Origin of the sequence: Spirosoma sp. 209 (genome assembly GCF_002006735.1) — a bacterium.
GTDB classification, from domain to species: Bacteria; Bacteroidota; Bacteroidia; order Cytophagales; family Spirosomataceae; genus Spirosoma; species Spirosoma sordidisoli.
Map to the genome: position 1 here is coordinate 1 of NZ_MVEC01000034.1, position 8,843 is coordinate 8,843.

The following is an 8,843-nucleotide window of genomic DNA, read 5'->3' on the forward strand; positions in this document are numbered from 1 at the left end:
CCTTCGGGTATTTTTTTCTGCAAACCGTCAATTTCTGGCGGAATGGTCATTCACCTTTGACCCACATAGCCTATTAACTGCAAACAACGACCTTCTAAACTTTATGCGCCTTCAACTACAACTAACACCTACTACTCAGCCAGTACCATTTGATCATTTGCATCAACTTACCGGAGCGCTGCACAAATGGCTGGGACAGAACGATATTCACGATGGCTTAAGTTTGTACAGCTTCGGCTGGTTACGAGGGGGCGAAAGCCGTAAAGATTCCTTGCGTTTCCCCAGAGGAGCCACCTGGAACATCTCTTTTTTCGATAATGAGAAAGCCCGGCAGTTACTGAAAGGTATGTTGGATCAACCCGAGTTAGGCTTTGGTATGCGAATTTTTGAAATCCGTGAGATAGCTCCACCATCGTTTCGTTCCCATCATTATTTCCTAACAGACGGCTCCTCGATCGTCATTCGCCAAAAACGACCTGATGGCTCGCGGGCCTACCTACTCTGGGATGATCCGGCTACCGACCAGGCACTAACGCTGTCATTTCAGCGCAAACTGACAGCAGCTGGTTTTTCTGGGGCTGACCTCGGGGCCATAGTTTCGTTCGACCGTACCTACCAAAATGCCCGTACTCGAAAGATTGCTATTAAAGGTACTAATCATCGGGGAAGTGAATGTCCGGTGATTGTTGAGGGAACGCCCGATACACTACATTTTGCCTGGACGGTGGGACTCGGTGAATTAACGGGCAGTGGTTTTGGCGCATTACGTTAATTCGATAACCTAATATGAGCGAAGAAATTTACTACGTTGTTCGTTACACCGGCCCGTTCGGCTATATCAAACCCTGGACGGCGGTGCGCGATGAACGAACGTTTAGTCAGCAGTTTCTGACGCCGAGCATTGTTGAAGGCATTCGGCAAAAACTAGGGGTAGAGGTGATCCTGCGGCATCGATTGTCGTATGCCAAAATTGATCAGCAACAGGAACGGACGCAATCAAGGGCTTTTGTTATCGAAGCCAAACGGAAACGGGCAACCCGGGAGCAGTCAATCCTGATCCGGGGCATTATGCTGAATCCTGTAGTGCATTTAGCCTTTTCGACACGAGAGGATGCTGAGCGGGCGGCTGAACAACACATTTGTTTATGCCGAAACGAGGACATACTGCTGCCGGATGACTTGGTACTACCACAAGCCATTGACGAGTTTGACCAAATTCCCGGTTTTGAGCTTCTGTTTGGTGAAGGCTCATCGGCGGTTATGGTCGGGTACGACCGCTTTCAGGCGAATCAGCCGATGTATGGCACCGTGAAGATTGTTGGTAGACCCGTTGGCGCTGATCCTCTCGAATGATGGAACTCTTAGCAAAAAGCCCCGAACAGGGGGGATTGACACTATTGCAACACACCCAGCACGTGGTCGACTGTATTTTGAAAATGGCACGGGAGTATGGCTTTAACACGAGATTAGCTCGCTTGGGAGCGGTGCTGCATGATCTAGGCAAAGCACATGCGTTTTTTCAGCGTACCGTCAGAAATGAAGTAACGGATCTGGAACGACAGCGATTAGACCCACATCGGCACGAAATTTCATCACTACTGTTCCTGCCGTTATTTGACCGAACGGACTGGCCTGTCTTGATTGAGATGGTAGCAGCTCACCACAAATCTGCTTCATCGGATGTGCGACGCCGGGGGCTGGTTGACTTAGCACTTGATTGGATTGGATCGGACGCGACGTTTGATCGACACGCCGAAGAGTGGGAAACTTGGTCGGTAACGGTTCATTCGATACTCGCTGCATTCAAAATCAAGGCGCGAGTCATTAGTCGGGAAGAAGCCCGGGAAGCCTTTGATTTTGCGGTTGATTATTGTGATAATCGACCAACAGGCTGGTCGCGGTGGCGAGGTTTACTCATGAGTGCTGATCACTTTGCATCAGAATATATGCATGAGGCCAAAGCGCTGTTGTCGGGTTTTTATAAACGACCACAACTTGGTTACTACAGCCGGGTATCTGAATTACACCCACTGTCGAAATTATCAGCGGACAAACGCAATCGGCACACGTTTGTGGTAGCACCCACAGGCTCGGGTAAAACAGACTTTCTGTTACGGCGCTGTCGGGGACGGGTTGTGTATACGCTGCCGTTTCAGGCGTCCATTAACGCGATGCTCCTTCGGCTTGACAAAGATCTTAATCAAAAACATGGAAAACGCTTATCCACTGCTCAGCTAACGGATGTTCGACGGGTTCACGCTGCTTCGCGCATTCTGTTGTACAATGAGAAAGGGAAAAAGGTAGAGGAAGAACAGTTTTTGCAACGGAATCCGGGAGCTAGTATTAAAGTGACAACGCCCCACCAGTTGGCTTCAATCATCTTCGGTACAAGTGGATACGAAGCGGCAGCATTGGATTTAGCGGGGTGCGACATTATCCTGGACGAAGCCCACGTATATGATGATCTGGCTCGAGCTATGGTGCTCGAACTGGTTAAAGCCCTAGTGCGGCTTGGCTGCCGGGTGCATATCGGTACAGCTACCATTCCAGACGATCTAACCAAACAGTTAATTAAGTCCTTGGGCGGGCCCCGGCGTGTATATCAGGTCCGTCTGGATAAAAAAACGCTTCAGGATTTTAATCGACACGAGGTTTATAAGATACAGGATGAAGCGGAAGCTAGAAATGCAGTAACGGCTGCTTTAGCGCAGCAGGAACGTGTACTGTTTGTGGCCAATCAGGTTAAGTTGGCACAGGAACGGTATCTATGGGCTAAAGAAACATTTCCAAATGTGCCTATTCTGCTGGTTCATAGCCGATACCGACGCCGTGATCGTTCAGAGCTGGAAAGGCAGATTAGTGTCTACGACCAAAGCAATGGTCCTTGCCTGGTAATTGCCACGCAGGTAGTAGAAGTAAGTCTGGACATTTCATTCGATCGGTTAATGACAGACGCGGCTCCGCTGGATAGCATGGTGCAGCGGTTTGGTCGAATCCACCGCCGACGTACGCTCGATACGATTGGCACCTACAGGCCTGTTCACGTCATTGCTCCGGCGGAGTCGGATAAAGCAATTCGACCGTACAATGCCGATGTTGTACGGCGAAGCTTTGCACTGCTACCCGATGGTTTACTCAAGGAAACAGAATTACAGCGGCTGATCAATGAAGCCTATGGCGAAGTTGCTGTACCCTCTATTGATGTTCATTTAGCCACTGGTGAGACAGCTCCCTTGCGTGAATTATGCCACCGCCCCAAGTCGGTATTAATCGACGCGCTGGAAATAGAGGGAGCTGTTTGCATCCTCGAATCGGACCGGGAACGTTACGTATCAACGTACGGTGCCGAGCGCATGAAGCTTGAAATACCGGTACCCTGGAAGAGCATTGCCCGGTACGTTGGTACCTGGCCCCGAATCGAAGCTGGTAGTTATCCGCTGGTCGTCAGTGACGCCTTCTACAACGCGAATGGCATTCCATTAGGGTTACAACTTCCTACCAAACAGGAATCAGATAACGCCACACCCCTTACCAACTTTCTCTGATATGTATACCGCTTACATTGGTCGACGGCTGATCGATCTGGTCAACGCCCGCGACGGCAAAACGCGCACCGTGCCACAATTCTTTGATGAAGTTTATTATCCACTTTTCTTCAATGATGACCGCTATCTGCAACACGTTAACAACTCTAAGTTTGATCAGGCGTACAAGCAGAAAGGAAAAACGCCACTTACTGAAGCTGTACGGACGAGTGTATTGGCGGCTCAACATCACCGAATCCAAAACGATGCACCCGATGGGTCTTTCTTTTTGGGCGGGGCGGCTGCCGAACTGACTGCTGGTACGTCGGGGCAAGTAACGGACATTAAATTGCCGATCACACCCGAAGAAGTATACGCCTCCTGGATTGGGGCAGCCTTAGGAATTGGCGTTAGTGGAGGATTAAATGTGCTGGTGGATGCGGATGAAGTATTAGTAGCCCTATACGATGGTTGGCCAGTTTACCGTAGCTATCTTAACGCTACTCCTAATTTAAAGCCACATCAAATCAATACCTGGAATGGCTGGTGGATAACAACCGTATTCAACCGACGATTTGATCCACTGCGTCCTTTTCAGGAAAAGTCACCGGACGTGAAAACGGATAAAACGTCGGGCGGGGCAAGTCTGGAAACTCAGAAGTGGATAAACATCATTTTTGCCCTGGCGCGTAAAGCTCCTCGTCGGTTAACAACGTATGTATACTCGTTGAGCCAAATGAACACAACTATTGGATTCGTGACAATTGACTTGCCCAAAGTTGTCGTTGTAGAGCGTGATGTGTATAGTCAACTGATTGGAAGCCAGGGGGGATTTAAGGAAGAAGCGCTTGGCGATCTGTACAATACCGAACTCGGGTTTCAGAAGGCTTGTGAACTGGGCGTTATTGGTCTCCAGGCACTCGAACCGGCCAGTTTAGGCGAGTATATGCCTAATTCAAAAGGGCCTGGTAAGCCGTTCAAGGCACCAAAGGATGATAAAGATCCTATCCTAATTACCTATACCATTTACCAAATCTGGATTATTGCCATGTTAAACAACCAAAAATTGCTTGAACTGAGCGAACGAATGGCTGCTATGTTGACTCAGGTATCCGACCCGACGAAGCGGGGTAAGACAGGGGGCAGCAACCTCGTCAACGATCTTGTCAACACCACAAACCGACCGCAGTTGATCGAGCGTTTCGCCAAGTTGATCGATAAAGTGCCGAATCAGCACCCAATGCTGAACGAAATAGCCAGTACGATTGCGGTCATGCCGCTAACAGATATTCCGCTCTTTATTGCCCTTCTGAAGCTAAAATACGCAGTCGAAGAGGCCAAATTAACCACCAGTACATCAAAAAGCTAACTAATCGAAAAATGAAGCCTTACCTTTATCTACGCGGCTTAAAAGTAGCCGAACATACTGTTTTTGCCGTTCAGGATGGACAGAAAAACTACTATGATCCGACGTTTAATAAACGAGTTTCTTACTCAAGCGGCCAGCAGGTAAAACGCTCGTTGCTTGATATGCTCTCCGAAACGCTGGAAGAGAATCGGGCACCTGTGACGTTCAATTACGAGATTAATAACAAAGACGAGTTGGGAAACAAAGAGCCATGGTCACCCTGTGATCCAACGTACGCCGATCAGTTGATTGGAGGTTGGATGCGGGCACGTCCTGGCGTGGTAACCTTGAAACGGCGTAGTCCACTGTCTATTTCAGCTATGCGTCCATTGCACCCATTGCTGGTCAGCATGACAAACGAAAATTTGACATTCGACCGGAGTGACCGACCAGACAATAATCCAATACGCGTTATAAACGCTGCCGGAGAAGCCCTTTCTGAGGAGCAGATTAATGATTACCTAACCAGAAAACACCGCACATTGCCGCGTCGACATTGGATTCCAGATAATTCCCGAACAACCGGTTTATTTGTTTTTGATATTGCCATTGATTTACACCGATTGTTCAGTGTTTCTGTCAATCAACATGAACCAGAATTAACAGCGGATTCATTACAGAATCTGAGAAATGCTGGCTGGGTAGCTTCCACTGATGGCGAACGGCTTATTGCTCCCGCCGAGCGCCGAACGGAAATCATTCCAGCTTTGGCATCGGCTTTGGTCAATTGGCATATTACCAGCAATCAGGCGCGTACCTACAGTCCGCAAACGATGTTGGCCATTACTATTAGCGACAATGCCAGCCGCATTGCCGGAGCGATTCGAGCGGACCTGGATGCTGAACAAAATAGGGACAATAGCTATCGGGCGATTCCAGTTGTTGAGCCTATTGATGGAGTGGATTTATTTACCTCTCTGGCTTGCAAAGGGTATGTGCCGGGTGTTAGCGGTTCGGTTGATGCACTAGAACAGGCGGAGCAACGGCTAATCGAATTGTTATCTGCTTACAATTACGAAAACTGATGACAAACCTTAACCCTCGCATCGGTGGGATGCTAGTGGGGTATTACCGCCTTTGTCCCCGCAAGGCGTGGCTGTCGATGCGGGGGCTTTGGATGGAGCAGGAGTCGGATGCCGTGGCGCTCGGTCGTCTGTTGGACGACCACAGCTACAGCCGCGACAATAAGCACCTCTCCATTGACGCAGAAGCGCCTGATGGCACGGAACTGGTTGGTAAGATTGACCGGACGAACCTTAAAAACGGTGTGCTGCACGAAACCAAGAAAGGTCGGGCCTGCGAGGATTCGCACCGCTGGCAGGTCCGGTTTTACCTTTGGCTGCTTTATCTCAACGGCGTAACTCGTTCCAACGGACATCCGTTTACCGGTCAACTGGATTACCCGTTACTGCGCCGGACAGAACCTGTCACGCTGGATGCTGAACATATCACGGAACTAGCCACTACCGTGTCGGCAATCCGGGCCATCGCCGACCAGGAAATACCACCCCCGCGTTTAGCCAAACGATCTTTCTGCACCAAATGCGCCTTTGAAGAACTCTGCTATGGATGAACCAAGCTGCCGTAGTGGAGCGAGGGGGTCGAAAAAAGTAACGCGTTCATACGCACTCATTCACTACTATGAAACGACCACACTACCTTTTTTCAAGCGGCCGATTGCGTCGCCAGCACAATACCCTATGCCTAGAGCGCACAACAGGTGAGCGATTGCCTGATGATGCCCCTGACGACGAGGGGTTGCCTTCCGCCGAGACTGACGGTGCCCGATCCCCGTTTCCCGTCGAAGCCGTCGATAGTCTGTACCTGTTCGGCGAAATCGACCTCAACAGCAAACTCGTCACGTTCCTGGGGCAGCAGGGTATTCCGACGTTTTTCTACGACTACTACGGCAATTATACGGCTACCCTGTTTCCGCGAGAGGGGCAGTTGTCGGGGCGGTTACGCGTCGATCAGGCCCGGCATTATCTGAGTGCAAAACGAAGGCTGGTTTTGGCCCGCGCTTTTGTAGAAGCGGCTCTGTTCAACATTGAGCGCGTAATCAAATATTACCAACCGAGGTTGGTAGGAGAGGAGCAAGCAGCCGTGCATGCAACCTTAAAGGAACTGAAAAAAGATCGAGAAGCCCTACCACTGACGGTTGATATTCCCACGCTGATGGCGGTTGAAGGGCGTATTCGGGATCGGTACTATCGACTTTGGCCCCACTTTCTGGGGCCGGAAGTAGCGGCCCGGTTTCCATTCAACAAACGCGAACGACGACCACCTTCCAACGAGTTGAACGCCCTGATTTCATTCGGCAACTCACTCTGCTATTCGACCGTACTGCGGCAGATTTATCGTACCGCTCTCGATCCAACCATTGCCTATCTGCATGAACTGGGTGACCGACGATTTTCGCTGGCCCTGGATCTAGCTGAAGTCTTTAAACCCCTGCTGGTGGACCGGATGATTTTTCGGCTCCTAAAAACGAGCGAGTTGAATCCACGGCATTTTGAGAAATACCTGGGTGGCTGTTATTTAACCGAGGCCGGACGCAAAATTGTGGTTAGCCATTGGGATGAGCGCCTAAGCCAGACCGTTCAGCACCGCACCATGAACAAGAAAGTATCCTATGAGCGGCTTATTCGCCACGAATGCTACAAACTCGTGCGTCACTTGTGCGATCCAGTCGGCGATCCTTATCAGGGTTTTCACATGTGGTGGTGACAACGTTTATACTAACTCGTTAGAATTATGCCGTTTTGTATTGCCGTCTATGATGTCAACCAGAAGCGAGTGGGTAAAATGCTCAAGTTATTCCGGCGCTACCTGACCTGGGTACAAAATTCTGTCTTTGAAGGTGACCTAACCGTTGGTCAGTTAAAGCAGCTACAGCTAGAAGCGGATGCGCTTTTGCAGGACGATGACGGTGTAGTGTTCTATCAGTTTCGCGACGAACGCTACGTCGAACGTATTGCACTCGGCACCGATGACGTAAACCGCACAAGGTTCTTATAAGTCGTCAGCCTGTCGAAACTGGGGAATTATTTTAGAATCAACGTGGCCTATTCTAGGATGCTCAATTAGACAGACCAAGCCGTACTGCCTGTAAATGGTCTTTTCATCAAGTCGTCAGCCCCCTGCTTTTTTGGCAGTACTTCAGGCTGACGCTTTTTTGTGTTATTTTTAAGTCTAAAAACCCCTTTAGAAGCACGTGCAGTGCTTTTTTATGGCAGGGTATCAATCGGACCTTCGGGTATTGAAAGTTCGGCCCTTCTAATGCGGTCTGCCTGTGCTTTGGTGTATCAATCGGACCTTCGGGTATTGAAAGATCAATGAAGAAGCTCACCAACGGTTAGTGAGTGAGCGTATCAATCGGACCTTCGGGTATTGAAAGGCGAGAAGAAGCCGCGCAAGCCCCGTTCCTCGGCCAGTATCAATCGGACCTTCGGGTATTGAAAGTAGTGCACCCCGTTGATGGTTAACTCGGTGTAGATGCGTATCAATCGGACCTTCGGGTATTGAAAGTTGGTATCGCGTGGTAATACCAGGCTTCGATCTCAGCGTATCAATCGGACCTTCGGGTATTGAAAGTCTGCCTGACCACCAGCAACGGGGGTAAGTTTCTGAGTATCAATCGGACCTTCGGGTATTGAAAGGAAGTGACGATGAGTCTGAACCAGCTCCGCAAACTCGTATCAATCGGACCTTCGGGTATTGAAAGATGATAACCGGCGATTGTTTCGGTATTTGTTTTGGCGTATCAATCGGACCTTCGGGTATTGAAAGGAAGTGACGATGAGTCTGAACCAGCTCCGCAAACTCGTATCAATCGGACCTTCGGGTATTGAAAGATGATAACCGGCGATTGTTTCGGTATTTGTTTTGGCGTATCAATCGGACCTTCGGGT

The 8,843-nt window shown here is 49.6% G+C and carries 8 protein-coding genes and 1 CRISPR repeat array; all 8 genes read left to right on the forward strand.

Annotation, left to right across the window (positions count from 1 at the left end; translation table 11 throughout):
• Positions 1 to 772 (forward strand): CRISPR-associated endoribonuclease Cas6 (gene cas6, locus B1C80_RS27850; protein ID WP_236648957.1); only part of this gene is annotated, 772 nt, incomplete at its 5' end.
• Between the two features lie 14 nt (positions 773 to 786).
• The gene (locus B1C80_RS27855; RefSeq protein WP_077924492.1) at positions 787 to 1,353 is read left to right on the forward strand and encodes a hypothetical protein; all 567 of its coding nucleotides are present in this window, start codon (positions 787 to 789) and stop codon (positions 1,351 to 1,353) included.
• Complete coding sequence (locus B1C80_RS27860) at positions 1,350 to 3,545, forward strand: CRISPR-associated helicase/endonuclease Cas3 (protein ID WP_077924493.1); 2,196 nt, start codon at positions 1,350 to 1,352, stop codon at positions 3,543 to 3,545. The genes B1C80_RS27855 and B1C80_RS27860 overlap by 4 nt, the downstream gene beginning before the upstream one ends.
• 1 nt (position 3,546) lies before the next feature.
• On the forward strand, positions 3,547 to 4,893 hold the full coding sequence (locus B1C80_RS27865; protein ID WP_077924494.1) for a hypothetical protein: 1,347 nt from the start codon (positions 3,547 to 3,549) through the stop codon (positions 4,891 to 4,893).
• 11 nt (positions 4,894 to 4,904) lie between these two features.
• A complete protein-coding gene (locus tag B1C80_RS27870) occupies positions 4,905 to 5,957 on the forward strand; it encodes a CRISPR-associated protein Cas7 (RefSeq protein WP_077924495.1) in 1,053 nt (350 codons plus the stop codon).
• The gene (cas4, locus tag B1C80_RS27875; RefSeq protein WP_077924496.1) at positions 5,957 to 6,505 is read left to right on the forward strand and encodes a CRISPR-associated protein Cas4; all 549 of its coding nucleotides are present in this window, start codon (positions 5,957 to 5,959) and stop codon (positions 6,503 to 6,505) included. Before B1C80_RS27870 ends, cas4 begins: the two co-directional genes overlap by 1 nt.
• Before the next feature lie 68 nt (positions 6,506 to 6,573).
• Positions 6,574 to 7,659, forward strand: a complete 1,086-nt coding sequence (gene cas1b, locus B1C80_RS27880; RefSeq protein WP_077924497.1) for a type I-B CRISPR-associated endonuclease Cas1b — start codon at positions 6,574 to 6,576, stop codon at positions 7,657 to 7,659.
• Between the two features lie 27 nt (positions 7,660 to 7,686).
• Positions 7,687 to 7,950, forward strand: a complete 264-nt coding sequence (gene cas2, locus B1C80_RS27885; protein WP_077924498.1) for a CRISPR-associated endonuclease Cas2 — start codon at positions 7,687 to 7,689, stop codon at positions 7,948 to 7,950.
• 219 nt (positions 7,951 to 8,169) lie between these two features.
• Positions 8,170 to 8,842: direct repeats of the CRISPR family, unit length 20 nt; unit sequence GTATCAATCGGACCTTCGGG.
• Position 8,843: the final 1 nt, after the last annotated feature.